The organism is Acinetobacter sp. P8-3-8, assembly GCF_000214135.1.
GTDB lineage: Bacteria > Pseudomonadota > Gammaproteobacteria > Pseudomonadales > Moraxellaceae > Acinetobacter.
In genome coordinates this window covers 1-22,246 of sequence record NZ_AFIE01000049.1, presented here as the reverse complement: position 1 = coordinate 22,246, position 22,246 = coordinate 1, and the positions used below count along the sequence as shown (strand labels likewise).

Sequence of the window (22,246 nt, the reverse complement as noted above, 5' to 3'; positions counted from 1 at the left end):
TAGCAATAAAAATACCCCCAATCAAATTTGATTGGGGGTATTTTTTAGAGACTATTCTATAAATAACTATTCTATAAATAACTGTAGTTATTTAGTCTTCACCGTATAACAACTTGGTAAACTCACTGATAATGTTCCTGAAACGCGTTTTGCCAATTCAGTTTGGGCAGGTGTCACCTTGTCTTTATTGGCTTCTACACTGTTATAAATGGCTTGGTAAACTGCTTGTAAATTCAACCAAGTCGCTTGAGTCGTGGTATCACCATTCCAACTGGTAATATTGACACCACTAGAAAGATTTTGCTCATTAATCAATCTTTGAAGGTTTAAACGAATACCACCTGAAGCAATTGTTTTGTTTTCAAGATCAGTACCATCCGAAGGAGCAATAACAAGCGTTTCATTTAAACCAAGCAAAGCACCATCAATCTTACCAAAAACTGGATTGGCTAAAATCATACGTAATGTGATTGATTTTTCTACATTACCATTGATATAAGCAGTACCTGTCGTCCCTACACGATATTGTTGCACATCCGAATTGCTATAACGATACGTGGTTTTATCAAAATTCTCACCATCACAACGTGTTCCTGACAAATCCGTTGCAGAGGTCATATTGGTACGAATATCACCATTTTCATCAATCACGATACCTAAAGTCTGTGTTTTCGGCGTGATTTCTTGATTATCAAAAGCAAATGTTAAATTTACGTACAGTGGGAAATAATATTTTTCACCGGTTTTTACCGTATTTGGTGTGAGGAAAACTTTTTTATCTAAATAGTTGGCAGGATTGGTTTTATAAACATCAATACTTCCTGAAAGTTGATCACCATTTAAAGTTTGACGCCACTTTCCATAAACAGTGTTATCTGTAGGTGCCGTCGCTGTGCCCATCGCGCGCTTGTACATATATTCTGTACCCGCAATATTAGTATTATTGACTAAAGCACCTTGATAAATTTCTAATTTATCTGTGGCATTACTGTCTGATTTAAACTCTAACGGTTTGGCAATTTTACGTGAAAGTGGGCTAATCCAATCTTGCTGTGCTACCACATTCAACTTTTGTGGAAGCACTTGATTTAATAAATCAAATTTTAATAATGAATCTGAAAATGGGCTTCCCTCTACCTTTTGAGGAACACCGACCCACTGCATACCATAGCCCATTGAATAGCCTTGACGGTCTGTCACGAGGTACATATTGGCAATCGATTCATTTTTGGTATTTAAATCACTCTTACCTGTAAAACCTTGAATATCAACATTTGCACCACTAAAAATCAGGAAGTTTGTTGAGTAAATATTTACTAAAGATTGTTGAATTAGACGCTGTGCAGTTTCTTTAGCTGTATTTTCATCAATTGCAGCCACATTTAACCAAGGCTTTAATTTCTCAACATAGGTACCATCTAAAAAGTCCGCTGGACCGACATCTGTTGTTAAATTTTTCAGATTATTTTTAAGTGTTTGTCCCAACTCCATGGGTTGTACATCACCCGCTTGGTTGGCTTCTTGTTCTACAGCAACTGCTTGTAATACACGAACCAATCCGACCATGACTTTGAAAGTATCATCACTCATGGTCATGCTCGTCGGTGCTTTACCCGTCATCGCACTTGCAATATCAATTAAGCCAATTGCTGCGGGTTGTCCACGAACTTTTAATGGTCGAACTTTGGCAAGATCAACATCACCCAATGTGATTTTACGTACAGACTCAGTACCCTGAATAAAGAACTTAGCTTTATCGCCAATCAAACAACCACCTAAGGCCAAACCACCTTCTATTTTCGTTGTATAGTGATTTTGCGTATCCGTACTACAATCAAAGTTCAAACCTTCAACAGGATAATCGACATAAAAACCTAAACATTTTTCAGTCGAATCTGCATCACACCCATTGGTATAGGTTTTGATGCCTTGATATGGATTCTCATGAACCGTTGAACTTTCACCACCACAACCAATCAGTGCAAGGGTTAAACTTGTTAAAACAAAAGGGGCTAAAAATCTTTTTTTCATCATTACTTCCTTACTGAATAACACTCAGCTTAATTTGTCCATGATTTGTTAATTGTTTATTTTCAACATCTATTGCTGAGGATAAAGGGGTTAAAAACATATAAACTGCTTTTTCAGGCTTTCTCAATACGCCTTCCATCGCAGAAAATTGTAAATTGTTATCTTGCATATCTTCATTTTTAAAACCACTTACACCTTCCAAAACACAACCTTGTTGATCTAGAAACACCACTAAAGGCCAGTAATAAGAAGGAACTTTTGAAGAGGATGCATACGAGGTCAGTAAAACATTTTGCACTTGAGAATCTAATTCAACAACTTCATAGGCAAAATTCTCTTTAATCGGTGCTACAGGCCAAATTCCAACTTCTTGATTCTTTGTCGATAGTTTTTTCGCTTTTAAAACTTTCTTACCTGTAAAACAACTTTTCTCAAGATTTTGCACGACTTCATTTTGCGGTAAACGATAATAAGTCGAAGCTAATACAATTGCTTTTTTCTCTACAGGCTTTGAATCACCACGGATACGATCTAATAAACTCGCACTTAATCCTTTTTGACGTTCAATCGTTTCATAACGTCCATGTACAGCCCCAACTTCTGGCGTCATGTAAAATCGTTTTTTTCCCTCTAAGTTAAATTCTTGGTCTTCTAAATATTCATTATTGACGTACTTTTGACCATCAATCACAGTAAAAGGACTATTTTCAGTGTCTTTTTGTGGTTCTTGAGCTTGAGATGACTCTGAACTTTGCGCAGAAGATTCAGCAATAGTAACTGTTTGTTCTGCGCTTTTAGGTGGACGAATAACTGGTGCAGATGATGATTCTATGGTCGATTTTTGTTGTGTTTTTAACATCACAGCAGTATCTGCTTTTGACTCTTGCTTAGATGCTTTTTGAATGATTTTTTGTTCAGCAACGATTTGTTTTTGCTGTTGTACTTTCTGATGTTGTACAGGTTGGTGCTGACTCTTTTGTGCTGATACTGGCTCAGATTCATTTAGTTTGGACGTTGGAGCCTCTACATAAACTTTTGCATCTTGATTTGGATTATTTTTTAAAATAGGTGCTGACTTAATCTGTTGATTCGTAGATTCAATTTTTTGTGTCTTTTCAACCGTTAAATGATCTGTTTTTATTGACTTTGATTCGGAATGCTTAGGTGTTTCAGTTTGTGGTTGCTCTTTTTTAGGCAACTCTTTCTGAGATATTTCTTTCGGCTTTTCTATAGGTTTTTGTACAATCATTGGATGGCCATCAGGTCCAATGATTGTATAAAAATTTGCAGCATAAGGCGTTGTTATGGCTAGACTCATTCCTAAGGCTAGCCATAATGGTTTTAAAGCTTGTGTATTGCTCATTTTCAAACGCATTACCATCTCGTTCTATAGTTAATACCTAAAATAATCACATCTGTTTTAGTTTTTACATTTAAGCCTGCATATGGGTTAAGCAACAAATTATCCACACCTGTTTGGTTTGCTAAACTACTGGTATTTGCAGGAATATTATCCTTACTACGCAAGTAACCAGCTGACAAGTCAATGTCAGTATCTTCATCAAAACGATAAGTCAAACCTAAACCATATAATTGTGCATTGTTAATTGGCACCATGGTATTACGTTTATCATCTGGGATAGAGCTGGCACGAGGTTCATAACCTGCACGTAAAGTTAAACGATCATTGGCTGAATATTCCATCCCAATTCCCCAACTCCACGGCGACTTAAAGCCCAGTGGTAAAGCTAAAGACTGATCTGTTACGTTATTTGATAATAGTTTTGCAATTTTAAGTGCTGAAATTTGACGGTCAAATTCAAATTTGAATTTTTCCCATGCTTTAAAATCAGTCCAGCCAACGTCAAAATTGACCTGTAAATCAGGTAAAACCTTATACTTAATCCCTGCTTGGAAATGCGCAGGATATTCTAAATCCATTGCGATCAACCCAGATTCCGTTGGTGGAATATAGCCAGGAAAACCTAAAATCGCTGCTAAAATTTGCCCTGTCGCAGATGAGTTCAAACCTTTTATCAGTTCTCTCGGTGCATTAGCATTATCAATGAAGTACTTACCCTTCATACGCATTTTAGCTGAACTTTGATACACCATACCGAAACCGAATTCTTCTGTCGGTTCCCACATTAAACCCAAGTTATAGCTTGGACTTAAACTTTGCTCGAGAGATACTTCCATTTTCCCGAACTTGCCAAATGGGTTCATCCCTTCATCGGCATTACAAATACCAAATAACAATAGGTCTGTAATCGCATTCGAGTTATTACGGAACGGTGCACAAACGGACTCATCAATCATCCGTAATACACCAATCATTTCATTGGGAAATCTTAAATCAGTTTTTAACGCCATTGCGTTATAAGACATACCAACAGAAGCACCAAGCGATAGTTCATCATTGACTTGGTAAGCGATTGAAGGAGACAAATAAGTAATACGTTCAATCGCAATCTGTTGTCCCATAAAGTTACCGGGATTACCATCTTCTGCACCAAAACCTGCAACCATTGGTGCATAAGCAGCCGTTGCAAAGGTTAATTTGGAACCTGGTGGATTATAAGAAATCCCTGCTGTAGGTGCGACTACAGGCCAACCCGGGCCTAAATCAACAACTTTTTTTAGGATTGGAACATACAAACTCGCATATTCAACATCCCCATTGACTGAATCTTTATAATCTGTACAAAGGTTGGACGGATTATCTGCTGTATCATTACAAATCAAAGGGTCGTCAGAATATCCAAATACGTTATATCCAACAGGTGCAGAAAATTCACGCTGAACCCCAAAATCTGCAATGATTCCCTGTACATCTGTTTGTAAACCTTTCAGTTTAGTTAAACCAGCAGGGTTAAAATGAATTGCGCTAATACCAGGAGGATCAGCAGTTACTGCATTCCCCATGGTTAACGAACGAACATCTACAGATAGGTTTAAACCTAAATGTGCAAATGCTTGTGTTGAACACCCAGTCAAAAAGATCGCTGTAACTAATGGGCGCAAACGTATGTTTTTCATACATTACTCCCTTATTTAGCTTTCTTCTTACCAAAACCTAAAATATCAAGTGGGAATGATAAACCCAATGAAATATCAGGCGAGTCTTCTGTTAAACCAATCCCTAATGTTCCATTTACAATCGTTTCAGGATTTACACGAACACCGAGTGCAATTGAGAACATACCACTAGACTGATCCGCTGCATCATATGAGTCTGATTGACCTGCAACAGGTTTATACTTAAAGGACGTATTCATATTAAACGATTGTTGATATGACATTGTCATTGAAACATCGTAGTTGAATGAATAAGCAAAACCGAAAGAGAAGCCACCTGTCATACCAGGATCGAACTCATCTAAAATACGTCCACCAGCTTGGTTTCCACCTTCCCCTTCTGCATTCCCACCACCACGTACTTGATTCAGTCCAGTTTCTTTAAAACCATAGTTCGCAGAAACCGAAGCAAACAGTACCACTGGATCGATATATTTACGTGTACTTGCACCTACACCAACAGAATAATAGCCCTTACCTGTTGATAAATCTGTATTTGGATTGATTTCATACGGGCTATCACCAGTCTTGGTTGACAAACTACCGAATAAAATTAAAGGTAAACGACCTGCTTTCAGCGGGAATGGTTCCCAACGAGCGCCTAGGTTAATGTCACCCAGTCCAGCTGTTGTTGCATCTTTTAAATTATCAGATTTTGCAACAAACGGAATTGAGGCGGTAAAGGTTAAATTATCAAGTATGCCGTATTGGGCAGTAAAGGTATTGGTAATGGTGTGATTGGCATCTTCATCAACACGTAATTGATAAAGCTGACCTTCATTCATGCCAGCATTGATTTGACTGTCACGATAATAAGAATAATCTAGGTCATAAAACGTCGAGAACTCACCTTTTTTAATTAACGAGTATTGACGTTCATTTGAAGTAAAAACTTCTTGAAGGTTTGTTTCTTGAGTCGCATCACCCTCTTTCTTTTGCAACGCTTCAGCAGCTTGAGTACCCGGTTTTGGGACTAAAGACTTTGTTTCATCTTTATTGATTGTTACTGCTGGGCTAGATGAAGCCACTGGCGCACCACTTGCCGTATCAGCCTGCTCTGAACTTGAAGCACTTGGTGTTGCATCTGCTGATCCAGCTTGTTCCGGCTGAGCTGCCTCTGTAGCTGTTTCCGCTACTTCTGCACTAGCATCAGTTACCTCTTCAGCAGCGTACAAACTCCCCATGACAAATTGAATGCTAATTGCAAGTAAAGTTCTTTTCATCCATTCATTATTCATTTTATTCCTACCCAAGATTCAATTCCGTTATTTAATTTTTTAATCCATTTTCTACTTACGTTTATAATAGAGTCGCATATAGGTTGTAATTGGCTGATTATATGTTGGAGAGTTAACATCTCGGTCAATGACCTTACGCATTGTTGATGCTTTATCTGCAATTCGGTTCATATAATCGGGAGTTGAATACTGTGCATCGACCAGTGCATAACGGTTTATCGTTGCATCATCGACATGACGCATATCTGCATCTTGCAAAGCAAGCATATTGCGTTGCTGATCTTTAGCGACATTGACAATAAATAAAGTATTATTTTCCCAAATTTGTTTGAATCGTTCTTGGTCGAAACTAATATTTCCTAAAGCTGGGTCAGCGACATAGACTCGACCATCTTTATAGGCTTTGAAAACCACAAAATGTTTAAAGCCTGCATAAGAAATAGGAACAATCACAGGCTGATTTTGATTAATTAAATCAGTAAACTCACCTTTAAAACCGCCACTTTCATAACCGATTGCAGCAACGAAGCGCTTCATGTCTAAAAGTGAAAAACTTCTTCGTTCAATAATACGGTTGTATTCCCCAAAACGGAGTAAGCCTTCCATGGTTTGCTGTTCAGTGAGATTGGTTCCCACATAACCATTGAGCAGTGTAGTAAGTGCCGCAGAACCACAGCTGTAGTCATAAGCCTGACGGACAATGCCACGGAACTGATTTTCTAAGGCAGGCTTAATCGTGACCACTTCACGGTGATTACGCGCAAATGATTTATCTCTGGAATCCGCAAGCTCAGTATAGTAAACAGCATCTTTTGGCTTGGGTTTCACATCTAAGGCGTGGCTGGCAAAATAATAGATTAATGCCGAACCTAAAGTAATTTCTAACATAATTCTAACTATCAAGTAGCGGCAGTGTTTTGCCTATAGTGTTAATTTTATTTTTAGAGTGAACACTCTACATCCCTGTGACTAGAAGATAACGCTTTTTGAAAAAAAAACAGTATTTTTTTGAACTTTTGTCGCATTTCATAAGTTTTTTTTGTAAAAAAAAGCGCGTATAAAACGCGCTTTTTTTCTATATAGATTAGTGACCAGAAATCGTGATCACAGCACCAGGTGTTGTACCAGCAGCACCATTAAATACTTTCATACCAGAGATTGCAACATCACCAATCGATGCACTACCAGCTCCAGTACCATTAAATGGCGTAGCTCCAGTTGCAGGAGGAGTACCACCACCTAATACGATCTTAGTAATGTAAATGTCAGTACCTGCTGCATTTTTCATTGCGGTAATAGCAAGACCTTTTTGAGTAACAGCAACATCAGCATCTAATGCTAAATCGCCAGTTGCACTACCAGTATCACTTAACTTGATACTACCTAAAGTAATATAACCACCACCAGCAGTAGAAGCATCCTTAAGCGCTAAGTCTTTAATCTCAAGACCACCAACCATAGAGCCAGCTAACTTAATCATTGCACCTTGAGGCGTATTACCCAATTGTACAACTGCATTCATTTTACCTGTTTTTAGGCTTAAACCACCTAAAATTTCAGCAGAACTTGTACCAGCAACATAAGCACCTGCACTACCAGTCGCATTATTTACTTCAATTTTACCCAAAGAAATATCTAAACCAGATACAGCTGCAGCTACGTTTAGGAAAGGTTTCGTGCCACCAGCACCCGCATCTGTATCAATAGTTACATCTGCTAAATTACCAGTTGCCAACATACGAGCTGTATCTAAAGTTCCATCAGCCTTATGTGGACCTGCTAAAACAACATTATTTAAAGTGATCGCACCTGCTGCTGCTGTTCCACCAAAACCTGGAGCTCCAGCCGCACCTGCTGCTGCTAAACCATCACCATCAAATACGTGAACTTTTGCAATATCGATTTTTGAAATACCGATACCAATAGAGATACCGTCTTGACCAGTTGTCGCGCTTAGTGCAGCATCATCCATTGCTTGCATAGCCATTGCGTTTGAACTGATAGCCACTGCAGAAACTAAAGCTAGTTTAGTGAATAATTTCATAATATGTACTCTCCCAAGAGCATTTTTTTTCATTTTTAACCACTCTCCGCAGTTCCATGTTGTTTTTGTTTTTTTACAACAGAAACTTCAATCCTTGAGTAGTCCGTTTTGCCCTTTTAAATTAACTGCATGTTAATTTTTGTTCAACTGCTGTTTATCAAAAACGATAACTAACCGATAAACGGTAAACACTTTTTAAAGCTTCATTTTCAGGTAAAATAGCCTGCATTATTGTGCATTTTATTGAGTTCAAACTCCCTATGTTTCGGAAGCCATTAGATTTTTCCTCAAAAAGCATTTCAGATACATTGCAGAAGTTTAAACTGTTATTTGGCTGTACTTATTTAAAAAACTCAGGTGAATTATTGGTTGCGTTTTTACCTGAAAGTTATTGTATTGCAACAAAAGACCAACTTAACTTTTATCAAAGAAACACGCTTTTAAACTATCAAATCAATCAAAATATTAAACATTTCAATGAATTTATTCAGTTTTCCACACCACCATTCAAGTCTACACATTCTCATGGCTTTCAAGGCGGTTATATCGGGTTCATTGATTATAATTTTGCGAGTCAACAAAACATTGATGCTCAATTCAAAAATCAACCAAATCTATTTATTGGTAAATATAAGACATTTATAAAATTCGAACAAAATCAATGGTTTTTTTACAGCACTGAATCTTGTGCAGAAGAATTATTTCAATATATTCAAGACTTACTTTTAACAGAAAAAAATAATCCTCAAAATTTTCAACTGCTCACACCTTGCCTTCCCACATGGTCTAAATCTGAATATTCTCAAGCATTTAGTAAAATTCAAAATTACATCAAAGCAGGCGATTGTTATCAAATCAATTTAACTCAGGAATTTACAGCTCAAACAAGTGGTGACTTACTCGATACTGCTGAGCAATTTTGGCAACTCACCGATGCGCCCTACTCAGGCTATTTAAAAATTGATGATTTTGAATTATTAAGTTGTTCACCTGAGTTATTTATTGATTTTGAAGCCAATCGAAAAATTACCACCAAACCAATTAAAGGCACGATGCCTCGTTATGAAGACCCTACTCAAGATGAGCAATCTAAACAAACCCTGATTCATTCTCAAAAAGATCAGGCTGAGAATGTCATGATTGTGGATTTATTGCGCAATGATTTAAGTGTTTATGCGGAAGTAGGTTCTGTTCAAACACCAAAACTTTTTAATATTGAATCATTTAATCAAGTTCATCATATGGTCAGTGAAGTGACTGCTACTTTAAAAGAAAACGTCAATCCTTTTGAAATGTTGCTTTCAGCCCTTCCCGGTGGTTCGATTACAGGCGCACCCAAAATTCGTGCCATGCAAATTATTGAAGAGTTAGAACGTGCTCCACGAGGCGCATACTGTGGATCTATGGGATATTTTAATCTTGATGGCACAGGTTCTTGGAACATTTTGATTCGTTCTATTCAAAAATATCAAAATGAAGTGTCTTTATGGGCAGGTGGCGGGATTACCATCGCATCTGATTGTGATGCAGAGTATCAAGAATGTTTTGATAAAGTCTCTGCAATGTTGGATTTACTCAACACTTGGTACAATCCTATTGAGCAAAAAAAGCGAATCATAAGATTCGCTTTTTTAATGTTTTTTAGCTACAAATGGCTTTTATTGAAATTATTCAATCATGCCAAAATATCATTTTTCAAAGTATCCACTAAGCGTTGATTTTGCTCATCTGTACCAATGGTAATACGTAAAAATTGATTGATACGTGGCTTATTGAAATAGCGCACAATAATGCCTTTTTCACGCAATTGTTTTGCTAGTTCGCCTGCATCTTTTGATGCTAAAGAAGCAAAAATAAAATTCGCTTTTGATGGCAATACTCTAAAACCAAGCGCCTCTAAATCCACTACCAATTTATCTCGACTTTCAATGACTTTTTGACATTGTGCTTCGAAATATTGTTGATCTTCAAATGATGCAACAGCAGCAGCAATTGCAAAACGATCAATTGGATAGGAATTAAAGCTATTCTTCACCGCTTCTAAAGCGGCAATTAAATGGGGTTGTGCTATTGCAAAACCAACACGTAATCCTGCTAATGAACGTGATTTAGATGTGGTTTGACACACTACTAAATTATCGTATTTTTCAACCAAACTCACCGCTGATTCTGCACCAAAATCGACATAGGCTTCATCAATAACAACCACTGAATTAGGATTGGCTTGTAAAACCTCCTCAATCGTGGTTAGTCCTAATGCAATACTGGTTGGCGCATTCGGATTGGTGATAATAATGCCACCATTCGGTTGCTTATAATCATCTACATCAATTTCAAAATCATCATTCAACGGTAAAATTTTAGTTTGCGTACTGATTTCGAAAAATTGACTATAAACGGGATAAAAACTATAGGTAATATCTGGATAAAGAATCGGTTTATCTTGCACAAAAAATGCTTTAAAAATATGTGCTAAGACTTCATCCGAACCATTTCCAACAAAAACATGACTAACATCAACATGCTGTTGTTTTGCAATCGCTTGTTTCAATGCTGTTGCATCAGGATCAGGATAAAGACGCAAAGCATCTGCTGAATTGACTAATACAGTCTGAACTGCAGCCACCACTTTAGGTGAAGGTGGATATGGATTTTCATTGGTATTTAATTTTAATAAATTCTGAATTTTAGGCTGTTCACCCGGTACGTATGGCTCTAACTCACGTACAGAGGGACTCCAAAAACGCATTTGTTCGGTAGTAATATTTGGCATTTTAATTTCTCAATATTCCCTCTCCTTTTAGGAGAGGGTTAGGGAGAGGTCTTTTATATCTCCTCTCCTAGCCTCTCTAAAGAAGAGGAGTCTCCATCTCTTAAATGATCAAATCGAACATCAATTCTCATCACTATAATTTCCTCTCCCTGAAGGAGAGGAACATTCATTTCTAAATGAATGAGGGGTTCAACTTATTTATAACGATATCTTGCTGATCTTGCATGCGCATCTAAATCCTCTTGCTGAGCAAGAATATCTGCCGTTTTCGCAAGTGGTTTCACACCTTGTTCAGAACACATAATCAGACTTGAACGCTTTTGGAAATCGTATACGCCCAATGGAGATGAAAAACGTGCTGTGCCGGACGTTGGTAAGACGTGGTTTGGCCCTGCACAATAATCACCAATGGCTTCAGGTGTATAACGTCCCATGAAAATTGCACCAGCATGGCGAATGCTTTCTGACATTGCTTCAGCTTCATCCAAACACAACTCTAAATGTTCAGGTGCGACTTGATTAATCAAATCAATGGCTTCTTGACGATCTTTGACCAAGACCAATGCACCACGATTCGCTATGGAAGTTCGTGCAATTTCAGCTTTAGGCAAAGCAGCCAAATGTGCTTCTATGGCTTGTTCAACCTCATTTAAAAGTTGCTCATCAGGTGTAATGAAAATAGCTTGTGCAACCGTGTCATGTTCAGCTTGAGACAATACATCCATTGCTAACCATTGCGCATTATTTTGACCTTCTGCATAGACTAAAATTTCAGATGGCCCTGCAATCATATCAATACCGACTTGACCAAATACTGCACGTTTTGCAGCTGCGACAAAACGATTCCCCGGTCCAGTGATTTTATCCACTTGGGGAATGGTTTCCGTACCATAAGCCAATGCTGCAACAGCTTGCGCACCACCAATGGTAAACACACGATTAACACCTGCCAAATATGCAGCCGCCAATACCAATGGATTTAATTCACCATTCGGTGCAGGTACAACCATAATAATTTCTTGTACACCCGCAACATGTGCAGGGACAGCATTCATTAACACAGAAGATGGATAAGACGCCAAACCGCCCGGAACATAAATACCAACACGATCTAAGGGTGTTACTTTCTGCCCCAGTGTATTTCCCAACTCATCTATATACGTCCAGCCCTCTTGTTTTTGAGCTTGGTGAAAAGTACGAATACGATGTGCAGCCATTTCTAAAGCGTCACGTACTTCTGCCGTCAAACCTTCAAATGCTGCTTTAAGTTGCTCTTGTGACAGTTCTAAATCTGAAAATTGATGCGCTGGATGTCGATCGAACTGTTGAGTGAGTTTAAGTACATGTGCATCACCATGTTGGCGTACATCTGCAATAATTTGGTCTACTGTTTTTAAAAGCTCAGGATCACTCACTGTTTCAAAAGCTAACAAGTCAGCAAAGACTTGCTTAAAGTTCTGCTCTTGAGTCGATAAACGTCGCATCAATTTACCCACAAGGTTGTTTAGGAAAGATTTAGTTTACCTTGTTTTGCCTATCTTGTGGGTAAGATAACATCGTCAATTCTATTTAGTTTTATAGGAAAATACTTTCATCAACTGATGCTCAAGATGATAATTTCACTGAATGCTATTGCGAAAATAATGTTATATATCCATTTAAAGATCAAAAAACATCATCGGGTTTCATATGCAAATAAAGGAAATTGCGCAGACATTTTCATTGGGTCAGTTGAGTTCTGTTTTTCAATATTTCGCTGAAGATATTGAATGGCATATTATTGGAGAACAACATATAAAGGGAATAGAAAATATAGTAAAGCACTGTAATTCAATACAATCTTATTTTAATAAAACACCGCATAAGTTCACGATTCATGCACAACATCAATCTTTAAATACAGTGATTATTCAAGGGTCTGCTGAATTTTATCATTCAAATAAGAATACGATTATTCAAGCCTGTGATCTTTATACTTTTGATCACTCAAACAAACTCATATTGATCGAATCCTATTGCATAACGAGTTAAATATTTTAATTCATGGATAAAAAAACCGCCCAAATATGGACGGTTTTTTATTTACAAAAATAGATTCAATACATGAATTTACTTTTGACGCTCTGCAACTGCTTTTTCAAGCTGTTCAAGAATTGGATTTAATAAAGCTTGTTTACGTTTAAAACTGGCTTTATTCACAATCAAGCGTGAAGACACTTTGCAAATTTCTTCTAATGGCTCCAAACCATTGGCACGCAAAGTATTGCCTGTATCTACCACATCGACAATGTAATCACCTAAACCAACCAATGGTGCAAGCTCCATTGATCCATAAAGTTTAATCACATCCACCTGCTCGCCTAGGCTTGCATAATATTGACGGGTTAAATTTACATACTTGGTTGCAATTTTTAAGCGCCCTTTTGGACGTACCATGCCAACTTTGCCTGCTGTCATTAATCTACAGTTAGCAATTTTCAAATCCAATGGTTCATAGACATTTTGTGCGCCATGTTCCATAAGTACATCTTTACCTGCAACACCGATATCCGCTGCACCATTTTCCACATAGGTTGGTACATCAGAAGCACGTAAAATTAGAATACGTACGTGTTTATGTGTTGTTGGGAAAATCAACTTACGAGATTTGTCTGGATCTTCCAATAAGTTAATTCCAGCAGTCTCAAGTAAAGGTAAAGTTTCCTTTAAAATGCGTCCTTTACTCAATGCTAAAGTTAAACCATGATCAAAATTGCCCATTACGTCAAAGTTTGGATCATCGTTTCTCATATCGCTCATTAACTTGTCTCGCTCACTCGCTTAATTTGGGCGCCAATACTTTGTAATTTCGCCTCAATATCTTCATAACCACGATCAATATGATAAATACGATCTACGATCGTTTCGCCTTCCGCAGCCAAAGCAGCCAACACCAAGGAGAATGAAGCACGTAAGTCAGTCGCCATCACAGGTGCAGCAGAAAGTTTTTCTACGCCTGTCACAACTGCATCATTACCTTCAACCTGAATATTTGCACCCATACGTGCCAACTCAGGAACATGCATAAAGCGATTTTCAAAAATCGTTTCAGAAATTGTAGCGAAACCACGACCAATTGCATTGACTGCCATGATCTGTGCTTGCATATCTGTTGGAAAATCAGGATGTGGCAAAGTTTGGAAGCTCACCGCTTTTGGACGTTTACCCATCATATCCAGTTCGATCCAGTCGTCACCACGAGTGACTTCCGCACCCATTTCTTCGAATTTATCGAGTACTGATTCTAATAAATTTGGATCGGTATGCGTGGTTTTAACTCGCCCACCAGTAATTGCAGCAGCAGCCAAATATGAACCTGTTTCAATACGATCTGCAACAACCGCATATTCACAGCCATGTAAGCTTTCAACACCAGTTACAACCAAAGTATCTGTGTCTAAACCTTCAATTTTTGCACCCATTTTAATCAACATTTGCGCAAGATCTGTAATTTCAGGTTCACGTGCAGCATTACGGATTGTAGTCACACCATCCGCTAAAACAGCAGCAGTTAAAATATTTTCTGTTCCACCGACAGTGACCATGTCAAAAATGACTTCGCCACCTTTTAAGCGACCATCTACTTTCGCATGAACATAACCTGCTTCAACTTCAATTTGTGCACCTAAAGCTTCAAGTGCTTTTAAATGTTGATCTACAGGGCGAGAACCAATTGCACATCCACCAGGGAGTGAAACTTTAGCACTACCATAGCGCGCCAACAAAGGCCCAAGCACCAAAATTGATGCACGCATGGTTTTAACCAATTCATAAGGTGCAAATTGATTATCTAGAGTCGAGGTATCAGCAACAACTGTATCCCCTTGATAACTCATCGTTACCCCTAAACCACCAATCAATTTAACCAAAGTATTCACATCTTTAAGATTTGGAACATTGGTTAAGGTAATTGGTGTATCTGCAAGAATCATGGCAGCCAATAAAGGTAAAGCAGCATTTTTCGCACCTGAGATACGAACTTCACCTTCTAATTTTACGCCGCCTTGAATTAAGAATTTATCCATTAACGCTTAAGCTCCAAACATACTGGCTTTGCGCCATTCTTCTTTAGTCATTGCACGAATAGTCACAGCATGAACTGCGCCACTTGCGATATAGGAATTAAGCGGTTGATACACTGTTTGCTGACGAGCAACGGGACGCTTACCCTCAAATTGATCGTCTACAATACGGAGGTCAAATTTACCTGCTTGTCCACTGACAGCAACTTCAGCATCAGGAAAAGCTGCTTTTAAGATTTCAGTGAGCTGTTCACTATTCATTGCATCGACCTCTTTATAGGACTGACAGTGTAAAAACCGAGTATTTTACTATAACTCGCCAAAATAATTCATTATCTCGTACAAAATTATCAATAAAAAAAAGAGGTATTTGCAACCTCTTTTTACCGTTCAATTTTTTCTATTCTACACAGATACCAACAAAGGTTGATAATTTAACTGCATTTTACGATGTCGCTCTAACTGCCTTTTTAATTTATCGGTGAGTTTTGCAATCGCATTATACATATCATCAGCAGATGCTTGAGCAAACAGCTCGATCCCCGGTAATCGAACAATCGCTTCTGCGATATGGTTTGCGCTCCCCTTTTTTGATCTTTTATCTAATTGATGATCTTTACTTAGCTTCACCTGCATACTATTGACCTGATCTATATGCTTGGTCATCTGTGTAAATTTATCTCGAATGCTTTCTTCTATTGCAGGTGTAATACTTAAATGATGTCCACGAATTGTAATTTGCATAGTTCCATCCCTCTCCTTCGTAATGAAGATATGATCGTCATAATCAAAATGATCTGATGCCAGAATTCACCTAGGGAAATACTGTACCTTACATCATGCAATCATTTTAACTACTCCAAAAAACTAACAAGCGATTCATTATTTTGTCATAATGAACATTTAGAATTGCCACACTTTAAAAATTAGATCAAGACTTTTCGGTCTGAAGATGAAGGAATATGTAACGATTCACGATATTTCGCCACCGTTCGTCGAGCCACTTCGATACCATCATCTTTCAATAAATTTGCAATAACATTATCTGACAATGGCTTACGTGGATTTTCATCTGAAATCAGCTTTTTAATTTTAGCTCGAATTGCAGTTGAAGATGCCTCCCCACCCGCTGTCGTTCCCACATGACTTGAAAAGAAATATTTCAATTCAAACAAACCGCGTGGCGTAAGTAAAAATTTATTGGTCGTCACACGAGAAACAGTGGACTCGTGCAATTCTACTTCCTCTGCAACATCACGTAACACCAAAGGCTTCATTCCTTCAGCACCTATTTCTAAAAATTCTCGTTGATGTTGCACAATACAGGTAGCAACTTTTAATAAAGTCTTATGTCGTTCATCCACACTTTTAATAAAGTTTTTGGCTTCCAACATTTGATTGCGCAAATATTGATTATCGTCACTTTGATCTGCCCGTTTAATCATTCCAGAATAAAAAGAATTAATTCTGAGTTTAGGCAAAATATCTGGATTCAGTTGCACATGCCAATGTTCACTTTTCTTAGAAACAACCACATCAGGGATTTGATAATCTGATTCTTTTTGTTCGAATTCTGCACCTGGATAAGGTTTTAAAGTCTTGAGCAAATCTACAGCAGATTTCAATTGCTCTGCATCTAACCCTGTTTGTTTAATGAGTTTATTTAAATCATTACTGACCAATAGCTCATAATGTTTTAACAACATTAAAGCTTCTTTTTTAAATAAGGTTTGATTAGGCAAAGCATCTATTTGTATAAATAAACATTCTGCTAAATTCCGAGATCCAATTCCAATCGGTTCAAGCCGTTGAATATGTTTTAAAACAACCAAAACCTCATCAGTTTCAACCTCGATTTCATAATCCATTTGTTGTAATAAATGTTGAACCGAACTGACAATTTCCTCTACATCTGCATCTAAAAAGCCTTTTTCATCTAAAGCATCAACAATGCAATATGCAATTAATTTATCGACTGGCGAAAAATGTAATAGATTCACTTGTCCTAGCATATGTTCTTTCAGTGAAGCATCTGCATGACGATTATCTTCACGATCATCAAATTCTGGACGCTCCATCGCAGTCGATTGATGTGTATAAATATCATCCCAATCTGTATCTACGGGTAACTCATCTGGTAAATGATCTGCATTTAAAGATTCTGAAAGTTCATATTCTTGTTGTTCTTTTTTGATCTCATCTAAACTTTCAATATTGTCATGATTTTCATCCTCTACTTTCTCAAGTAATGGATTACTGTCTAGCTGTATTTGAATTTCTTGTTCAAGCTCTAAACTCGATAATTGGAGCAATCGAATGGCCTGTTGCAATTGCGGCGTGAGCGACAACGAGTTTGCAACCTTTAATCCAACCGATAACTTCATAGAAATGCGCCCCACACTGTTTTAACACGTACCAAACACAAGCAAGCAAAATTCATGCCTATTTGTATTTTATAGCATACTGCACGATATGCGCCTAGTGATAAAAAAGAATGAATTAGCAAAAAAATATTTATTATTGATCAACTAAAATTAATCTGAGCCTGTGTATTGATTTTATTAAAAATAATTTCAGTATATTGAAATTCTATATTGTCAATTTAATCATCAAATCAATAAATACTGTTTAAAAATGCATAAGCTAAAATAAATACCTTACCCCCTATTTATTTCATTTTTTTTAAATACAATACCAAACCTATCGTGATGGATATCACATTATATTTTGATCAATATTTACTATTTATTATGTTTTATCCTTTACTTATTCAAAGGGTAGGTATAAAAATAAATAGAGATGCGGTGTTTGACGGATCATGTATCGTAAAAAATACATAACACCCAAAATGTAACAATTCGAACCTAAAGCTAGATTGCTTAAAAGATAAAAGCAAATGGAGACTTCAAAAATGAAGAAATTATCGACAAAGGTACTAACTACAACACTTGGCGTACTTATGGCGAGTGGCGCTTTTTCACAAGTTCAAGCAGCAGATACTCTTGCAAAAATTAAGCAATCAGGGAAAGTGATTATTGGTTATCGTGAATCTTCAGATCCGATTTCTTATGTCGTTGGCGGAAAACCGATGGGTTATGCAGTAGACATTTGTAACAATTTTGCAAATGAGCTCAAAAAAACCTTAAAAATGCCAAATCTCAAAGTTGAATATAAAGCCGTTACTTCTTCTACGCGTATTCCTGAAATTTTAGCAGGAAATATTGATATGGAGTGCGGTACAACCACAAACTCTGTACAACGCCAACAGCAAGTTAGTTTTTCTACAAACTACTATGCAACCGAAGTTCGTATGGCTGTAAAAGCAAACTCACCAATCAAATCAATTGCAGATCTCAATGGTAAAGCTGTTGTAACCACGCAAGGTACAACTTCTGACAAATACATCAAAATGGGTGAAAAAGGTGAGAAAGTAAATGTGAATAACGTTTACGGTAAAGATCACTCTGACTCATTTGCAATGGTGGCTTCAGGTCGTGCTGCTGCATTCGTAATGGATGACAACATTCTTGCAGGTTTGATTGCAAAATCATCAAATCCTAAAGACTTCAAAATTGTAGGCCCTGTTCTTTCTTCAGAACCTTATGGCATTATGCTTCCTAAAGGTGATGCAGCATATAAAGCAATTGCTGACCGTGTTGTAACAGGCATGTGGAAAAATGGCCAAATGACTGCTTTATACAAAAAATGGTTCTTGTCTCCAATTCCACCTAAAAATGTCAACATGAATATGCCAATGAGCTCATCTTATAAAGCACTAATGGCTAAACCTACTGACGCTGGTATCAACTAAGTTACCTCTATTAGAAAATAGTGTATAGATCAAAATGTGTCTCATGTTTTGATCTATAATTTTTTAAAAATTAAAATTGCAAGGAGCACGCATGTCAGTAGGCTCACTTAACTGGACAGCATATTGTCTACCTTCCAACGAATACAGTTTAGATAAAGCGGCATGGGCTGAATCTGTATGTAAAGCAATTGGTGGGGAAAGCTACTCCCCTGTTGCCGATGCACCAACATGGTTACAACTCTTGGGTTCAGGGGTTTGGACAATGGTTTGGACAGCTGTTCTGGCTTTCTTTTTAGCATTCGCTATCGGATCTCTCGTCGGCATATTACGCACACTACCCAATAAACCATTGGCATTTATTGGGACTTGCTATGTTGAACTCTTCCGAAATATTCCCCTGATTGTGCAACTTTTCTTCTGGGCTTTCGTATTTCCAGAACTACTCCCAAAAAGTTTAAGTACAGGTAGTGGAGAAATTGTGAATGGTGGTTGGTGGCAGAACATTCTCAATGATAATCCTGCTGTAATCGGTGTTTTTGCACTTGGTTTATACACCGCTGCACGTATCGCAGAACAAGTTCGAGCAGGGATCAATACCGTTTCACGCGGACAAAAAAATGCAGCTTTCGCAATTGGTTTAACACAAAGTCAAAGCTATCGCCATGTTGTATTACCTGTCGCATATCGTATTGTTTGGCCTACGCTAACATCTGAAGCAATGAACGTATTCAAAAACTCAGCAGTTTTATATGCATTAAGTGTTTTGAATTTCTTTGCTTACACCAAAACAATGCGCGAAGAAACATCCCAAGATATTGTTATTCTTATTCTTTCTACACCAGTGTATTTAGTTATTACCTATACCATTAAATACATTATGGCTTGGATTGAAAAACGTATGGCAGTTCCTGGACTCGGATCAGGGGGTAAATAATTATGGATTTCAGCATATTACAAAATGAAGATGTGATCCAAACTTTACTCGCTGGTTTTAAATTTACAGTTACTGTAACAATATTATCTGTAATTGGAGGTATCTTAATTGGTACTCCACTTGCAATGATGCGACTTTCTGATAATAAAATTGCCAGTAGTATTGCTAAATTTTATGTAGACTTCTTTCGTGGCGTACCTCTGATTCAAGTCATCTTTATTTTCTATTTTTTATTGCCTAAATTTTTTGAATTTCAATCAGATACATACTACGGTCCGCTTTTCTCTAGTGTTGTAACTTTTGCAATTTTCGAAGCTGCATTTTTCTCAGAAATTGTCCGCTCGGGTATTCAATCCGTATCTAGAGGTCAGGTCAACGCTGGCTATGCGCTCGGTTTTACATATGGGCAAACCATGTCCAATGTTGTATTACCGCAAGCATTTAGAAATATGCTCCCTGTACTACTTACCCAATCGATTGTACTTTTCCAAGATGTATCATTGGTTTATGTAATTAGTGCACCAGACTTCTTAGGTAATGCCAATACATTAGCAAATACTTACGGTGCTGAAACCAAAGCAACTTTCTACCTAGTCGTAGCTGTTGTTTACTTCTGTATCTCCTTTGCGCTTTCAAGACTCGTGAAGCGTTTACATCAAAAAATAGCAATTATTCGTTAATTGGAGAATCGATATGCCAATGATAGAAATACAACATATCTCAAAATGGTATGGAGATTTTCAGGTTCTAACTGATTGCACAACTTCTATTGAAAAGGGTGAAGTTGTGGTGGTTTGCGGACCATCTGGTTCAGGTAAATCAACATTAATTAAAACAGTGAATGCTTTAGAACCATTCCAAGAAGGCAACATTATTGTCGATGGAACAGCGTTAAAAGACTCAAAAACTGATCTAGCTAAGTTCCGTTCACGTGTAGGAATGGTGTTCCAACACTTTGAACTCTTTCCACATATGACTGTTTTGGATAACTTAACCATTGGTCAAATGAAGGTACTTAAACGCTCTGAACAAGAAGCGAAGAAAAAAGCGCTTGAATATTTAGATCGTGTTGGTCTTTCTGCACATAAAGATAAGTTTCCAGGACAACTATCAGGTGGTCAACAGCAACGTGTCGCGATTGCTCGCGGGCTCTGCATGGACCCTGTATGTATGTTGTTTGACGAACCTACTTCTGCTCTTGACCCTGAAATGGTTGGTGAAGTGCTCGACGTAATGAGCCAACTTGCAAAAGAAGGTATGACCATGATGTGTGTTACTCATGAAATGGGCTTTGCACGTAAAGTTTCAAGCCGTGTTATTTTCATGGATCAAGGCAAAATTATTGAAGACTGTAAAACAGAAGACTTCTTTAATAAACCTGAAGAACGCCACGAAAGAACGAAATTTTTCTTAGATAAGATTTCGATGGTACATTAACAAAAATGCCTCAACATTATCTGTTGAGGCATTTTTCTATCTGGGAAATTGCAATTCGGGTAGATTATTAACACAACACTAAAAACAAAAAAAATAAGTTCTTTTAAACTCGGCAGATTCAACTAGCAAGTGCGACAGTTAAATATCCAGCCATAATCTCACTGGGTGTACACCATCCAAGAGACTTACGAGGGCGATTATTTAAATTGTCCTCAATCTCTCGTATTTGAGCTACAGTAACATGTTCGAATGATGATGATTTTGGCAAAAACTGACGAATTAAACCATTCGTATTTTCGTTTCTTGCCCTTTGGATCGATTTATAAGGATCTGCAAAATAAGTGGCTATACCTCGATCTGTAATCCTTTCATGTTCTGAAAACTCTTTACCATTATCAAAAGTCACACTATAGGCATGGCTCAGTTTTAATCTTTCTATACACTGTGAAATTGTATGCTTTGACTGCCTTGTAGCACCTAAATGTACAATATGCACATAAAGGCTTTTTCGATCAACTAAGGTTAATATGGCACCTTTATGATTTTTGCCAATGACGGTATCTCCCTCAAAATCACCAAGCCTTTCTCTCTGATCTATTTCCTTGGGTCTACAATGGATACTTGTTCGATTCGCCAATTGTCCACGCCGATCATTATTTTTAAATCCTCTTTTTCTATATGTTTTTTGGCTCCGTAAACACTTGTGTATATCTCCTCCATTTGCTTTATCTTTATAAATATATTGATAAATCCATTCATGAGAAGGAACATCAATCCACCCGCGTACACGTAAAGCTGAAGCGATTTGTTCAGGAGACCATGCATTCCTGAGTAGATAG

20 protein-coding genes are annotated in these 22,246 nt (G+C 37.5%); 6 read left to right on the top strand and 14 right to left on the bottom strand.

Annotated elements, in window-relative coordinates:
• Positions 1-87: 87 nt before the first annotated feature.
• The 6 genes from GGG_RS0115450 to GGG_RS0115425 all read right to left on the bottom strand — a co-directional run bounded on the left by GGG_RS0115450 (position 88) and on the right by GGG_RS0115425 (position 8,391).
• Positions 88-2,031, bottom strand: a complete 1,944-nt coding sequence (locus GGG_RS0115450) for a hypothetical protein (RefSeq protein ID WP_010116489.1) — start codon at positions 2,029-2,031, stop codon at positions 88-90.
• Between the two features lie 10 nt (positions 2,032-2,041).
• A complete protein-coding gene (gene filE, locus GGG_RS0115445; RefSeq protein WP_227500505.1) occupies positions 2,042-3,394 on the bottom strand; it encodes a putative pilus assembly protein FilE in 1,353 nt (450 codons plus the stop codon).
• Between the two features lie 11 nt (positions 3,395-3,405).
• Complete coding sequence (locus tag GGG_RS0115440) at positions 3,406-5,070, bottom strand: OmpP1/FadL family transporter (protein WP_010116484.1); 1,665 nt, start codon at positions 5,068-5,070, stop codon at positions 3,406-3,408.
• An 11-nt stretch (positions 5,071-5,081) separates the two neighbouring features.
• A complete protein-coding gene (locus GGG_RS0115435) occupies positions 5,082-6,347 on the bottom strand; it encodes a hypothetical protein (RefSeq protein ID WP_010116482.1) in 1,266 nt (421 codons plus the stop codon).
• Between the two features lie 51 nt (positions 6,348-6,398).
• Complete coding sequence (locus tag GGG_RS0115430) at positions 6,399-7,235, bottom strand: C39 family peptidase (protein ID WP_010116480.1); 837 nt, start codon at positions 7,233-7,235, stop codon at positions 6,399-6,401.
• A 196-nt stretch (positions 7,236-7,431) separates the two neighbouring features.
• Complete coding sequence (locus GGG_RS0115425; protein ID WP_010116478.1) at positions 7,432-8,391, bottom strand: DUF6160 family protein; 960 nt, start codon at positions 8,389-8,391, stop codon at positions 7,432-7,434.
• A gap of 260 nt (positions 8,392-8,651) precedes the next feature.
• Here GGG_RS0115425 and GGG_RS0115420 point away from each other — a divergent pair, with 260 nt between their 5' ends.
• Positions 8,652-10,109, top strand: coding sequence for an anthranilate synthase component I family protein (locus GGG_RS0115420; protein ID WP_010116477.1), 1,458 nt, complete (start codon positions 8,652-8,654; stop codon positions 10,107-10,109).
• Here the strand turns inward: GGG_RS0115420 and hisC are convergent.
• The gene (gene hisC / locus GGG_RS0115415; protein ID WP_010116475.1) at positions 10,067-11,164 is read right to left on the bottom strand and encodes a histidinol-phosphate transaminase; all 1,098 of its coding nucleotides are present in this window, start codon (positions 11,162-11,164) and stop codon (positions 10,067-10,069) included. The genes GGG_RS0115420 and hisC overlap by 43 nt on opposite strands.
• 194 nt (positions 11,165-11,358) lie before the next feature.
• Positions 11,359-12,660, bottom strand: a complete 1,302-nt coding sequence (gene hisD, locus GGG_RS0115410) for a histidinol dehydrogenase (RefSeq protein WP_029574629.1) — start codon at positions 12,658-12,660, stop codon at positions 11,359-11,361.
• A 193-nt stretch (positions 12,661-12,853) separates the two neighbouring features.
• On the opposite strand from hisD, the gene GGG_RS21625 reads away from it, so the two are divergent.
• The gene (locus GGG_RS21625) at positions 12,854-13,195 is read left to right on the top strand and encodes a nuclear transport factor 2 family protein (RefSeq protein ID WP_010116471.1); all 342 of its coding nucleotides are present in this window, start codon (positions 12,854-12,856) and stop codon (positions 13,193-13,195) included.
• 78 nt (positions 13,196-13,273) lie between these two features.
• Here the strand turns inward: GGG_RS21625 and hisG are convergent, their stop codons facing one another.
• The 5 genes from hisG to GGG_RS0115380 all read right to left on the bottom strand — a co-directional run bounded on the left by hisG (position 13,274) and on the right by GGG_RS0115380 (position 17,609).
• Complete coding sequence (gene hisG / locus GGG_RS0115400) at positions 13,274-13,963, bottom strand: ATP phosphoribosyltransferase (RefSeq protein WP_010116469.1); 690 nt, start codon at positions 13,961-13,963, stop codon at positions 13,274-13,276.
• Entirely contained in the window at positions 13,963-15,228 is a 1,266-nt protein-coding gene (gene murA, locus GGG_RS0115395) for a UDP-N-acetylglucosamine 1-carboxyvinyltransferase (protein ID WP_010116467.1), read from the bottom strand. Before murA ends, hisG begins: the two co-directional genes overlap by 1 nt.
• Before the next feature lie 6 nt (positions 15,229-15,234).
• Positions 15,235-15,486, bottom strand: a complete 252-nt coding sequence (ibaG, locus tag GGG_RS0115390) for a BolA family iron metabolism protein IbaG (protein ID WP_010116465.1) — start codon at positions 15,484-15,486, stop codon at positions 15,235-15,237.
• Positions 15,487-15,630: 144 nt separating this feature from the next.
• Positions 15,631-15,969, bottom strand: a complete 339-nt coding sequence (raiA, locus tag GGG_RS0115385) for a ribosome-associated translation inhibitor RaiA (protein WP_010116464.1) — start codon at positions 15,967-15,969, stop codon at positions 15,631-15,633.
• Between the two features lie 182 nt (positions 15,970-16,151).
• Complete coding sequence (locus tag GGG_RS0115380; RefSeq protein ID WP_010116462.1) at positions 16,152-17,609, bottom strand: RNA polymerase factor sigma-54; 1,458 nt, start codon at positions 17,607-17,609, stop codon at positions 16,152-16,154.
• A gap of 527 nt (positions 17,610-18,136) precedes the next feature.
• On the opposite strand from GGG_RS0115380, the gene GGG_RS0115375 reads away from it, so the two are divergent.
• The 4 genes from GGG_RS0115375 (at position 18,137) to GGG_RS0115360 (ending at position 21,407) form a co-directional block, all read left to right on the top strand.
• Positions 18,137-19,036 (top strand): amino acid ABC transporter substrate-binding protein, encoded by a 900-nt coding sequence (locus GGG_RS0115375; protein WP_010116459.1) that lies wholly within the window; start codon positions 18,137-18,139, stop codon positions 19,034-19,036.
• Between the two features lie 91 nt (positions 19,037-19,127).
• Positions 19,128-19,970, top strand: a complete 843-nt coding sequence (locus GGG_RS0115370) for an amino acid ABC transporter permease (protein WP_010116457.1) — start codon at positions 19,128-19,130, stop codon at positions 19,968-19,970.
• 2 nt (positions 19,971-19,972) lie between these two features.
• On the top strand, positions 19,973-20,650 hold the full coding sequence (locus GGG_RS0115365; protein WP_010116455.1) for an amino acid ABC transporter permease: 678 nt from the start codon (positions 19,973-19,975) through the stop codon (positions 20,648-20,650).
• A gap of 13 nt (positions 20,651-20,663) precedes the next feature.
• On the top strand, positions 20,664-21,407 hold the full coding sequence (locus GGG_RS0115360; protein WP_029574628.1) for an amino acid ABC transporter ATP-binding protein: 744 nt from the start codon (positions 20,664-20,666) through the stop codon (positions 21,405-21,407).
• A 118-nt stretch (positions 21,408-21,525) separates the two neighbouring features.
• Here the strand turns inward: GGG_RS0115360 and GGG_RS0115355 are convergent.
• Positions 21,526-22,246 (bottom strand): IS30 family transposase (locus GGG_RS0115355; protein WP_010116453.1); only part of this gene is annotated, 721 nt, incomplete at its 5' end.

Coding starts and splice junctions, on each gene's coding strand:
- GGG_RS0115440 (WP_010116484.1), bottom strand. CDS start 5,070: ATGAAAAACATACGTTTGCGCCCATTAGTTACAGCGATCTTTTTGACT.
- hisG (WP_010116469.1), bottom strand. CDS start 13,963: ATGAGCGATATGAGAAACGATGATCCAAACTTTGACGTAATGGGCAAT.
- raiA (WP_010116464.1), bottom strand. CDS start 15,969: ATGCAAATTACAATTCGTGGACATCATTTAAGTATTACACCTGCAATA.
- GGG_RS0115450 (WP_010116489.1), bottom strand. CDS start 2,031: ATGAAAAAAAGATTTTTAGCCCCTTTTGTTTTAACAAGTTTAACCCTT.
- GGG_RS0115430 (WP_010116480.1), bottom strand. CDS start 7,235: ATGTTAGAAATTACTTTAGGTTCGGCATTAATCTATTATTTTGCCAGC.
- GGG_RS0115360 (WP_029574628.1), top strand. CDS start 20,664: ATGCCAATGATAGAAATACAACATATCTCAAAATGGTATGGAGATTTT.
- murA (WP_010116467.1), bottom strand. CDS start 15,228: ATGGATAAATTCTTAATTCAAGGCGGCGTAAAATTAGAAGGTGAAGTT.
- GGG_RS21625 (WP_010116471.1), top strand. CDS start 12,854: ATGCAAATAAAGGAAATTGCGCAGACATTTTCATTGGGTCAGTTGAGT.
- GGG_RS0115420 (WP_010116477.1), top strand. CDS start 8,652: ATGTTTCGGAAGCCATTAGATTTTTCCTCAAAAAGCATTTCAGATACA.
- GGG_RS0115375 (WP_010116459.1), top strand. CDS start 18,137: ATGAAGAAATTATCGACAAAGGTACTAACTACAACACTTGGCGTACTT.
- filE (WP_227500505.1), bottom strand. CDS start 3,394: ATGAGCAATACACAAGCTTTAAAACCATTATGGCTAGCCTTAGGAATG.
- GGG_RS0115370 (WP_010116457.1), top strand. CDS start 19,128: ATGTCAGTAGGCTCACTTAACTGGACAGCATATTGTCTACCTTCCAAC.
- GGG_RS0115435 (WP_010116482.1), bottom strand. CDS start 6,347: ATGAATAATGAATGGATGAAAAGAACTTTACTTGCAATTAGCATTCAA.
- GGG_RS0115425 (WP_010116478.1), bottom strand. CDS start 8,391: ATGAAATTATTCACTAAACTAGCTTTAGTTTCTGCAGTGGCTATCAGT.
- GGG_RS0115380 (WP_010116462.1), bottom strand. CDS start 17,609: ATGAAGTTATCGGTTGGATTAAAGGTTGCAAACTCGTTGTCGCTCACG.
- ibaG (WP_010116465.1), bottom strand. CDS start 15,486: ATGAATAGTGAACAGCTCACTGAAATCTTAAAAGCAGCTTTTCCTGAT.
- hisC (WP_010116475.1), bottom strand. CDS start 11,164: ATGCCAAATATTACTACCGAACAAATGCGTTTTTGGAGTCCCTCTGTA.
- GGG_RS0115365 (WP_010116455.1), top strand. CDS start 19,973: ATGGATTTCAGCATATTACAAAATGAAGATGTGATCCAAACTTTACTC.